Source organism: Oleiphilus sp. HI0066, assembly GCF_001635725.1.
Window position 1 is genome coordinate 1 of record NZ_LWFH01000601.1, and the last position, 1,138, is coordinate 1,138.

Annotated in this window: 2 protein-coding genes; both read right to left on the bottom strand. The window is 42.0% G+C overall.

Annotated features, from left to right (window positions below):
- Positions 1-216: ATP-dependent Clp protease proteolytic subunit (locus A3738_RS07860; protein WP_197473694.1), on the bottom strand; the 216-nt coding region annotated here is incomplete at its 3' end.
- A gap of 156 nt (positions 217-372) precedes the next feature.
- On the bottom strand, positions 373-1,138 hold a 766-nt coding region (gene tig, locus A3738_RS07865), incomplete at its 5' end, for a trigger factor (RefSeq protein ID WP_068763506.1).

Below are 1,138 nucleotides of genomic sequence, written 5' to 3' on the forward strand. Positions count from 1 at the left end.
CAGGTGAATATCCTTATCTGGATTCTCTGATTCCAAAAATAATAACTGAGCTACAACCAAATTTGCCATGTGGTCTTCAACTTGACCTACCAAGAAAATCACTCGCTCTTTCAACAAACGCGAGTAAATATCAAATGAACGCTCGCCGCGTGCGGTTTGCTCGATAACCATTGGCACTAAGCCGCTATTGGTAATAATTGATGGTGCTTCGCTCATGGGACCCCTGTAGCTCATTATTTTATCTTCCTTTCCCTACATCGTGGCAGTGCGGACATTTTTCAAGCCCTAAATCAAAAACAGCTGGTAAAATACCAGCTGTTTTCAAGTGTAGCCGAAAAACAAACGTTCTTCAGGCCTGTAAAGAAAATAAGTTTACGCTTGCGCTTGTGCAGACTGCACAGCTTCTTGGTAAGACATTTTCTTTTTCTTAGTTTTTGCTTTTTCCTTAAGAAGCTCAATTACCGCATCTTCAACTACANCAGCTTCTACCTGTGTACGATTCTCTGGCTTATTGTAGTGCTCAATAACCTCTTCAGGTGATTCGTAAGTACCTGCAATCTCTTGAATCTTCTCATCAACCTTAGCTGCATCCGCTTTAATATCGTTATCTTTAACGATACCAGCGAACAACAAACCTGTCTTAACACGCTTAGCCGCCTGCTCAGCGAATAACTCATTTGGAAGCTGAGACAAGTCCATATCTTGACCACCGCCAAATTGCTGAACAGCTTCACGTTTCATCGCATCAATCTCTTGATCAATCAAACCTTGTGGAACTTCAACATCGTTACGATCACCCAGTTGTGTCACCATTTGCTGTTTAAGGTTATTTGCTACCGCGTTCTTAAGCTCACGCTCCATATTCTTAACGACTTCAGCTTTAAACTGATCTTCGTCGTCAGAGTCTACGCCGTACTTACTGAAGAACTCTTGGTCCATTTCAGGAAGTTTAATTTCGATATTCTCTTTTACAGAAACTTCAAAACGAGCATCTTTACCCGCCAATTCTTCGTTACCGTAGTCTTCTGGGAAAGTAACCTTTAGTTCAACTTCTTCACCAGCTTTGGCTCCGACCAAACCTTCTTCGAAGCCTGGAATCATTTGACCTGAACCAAGTGTGATTCGCTGATCTTCAGCT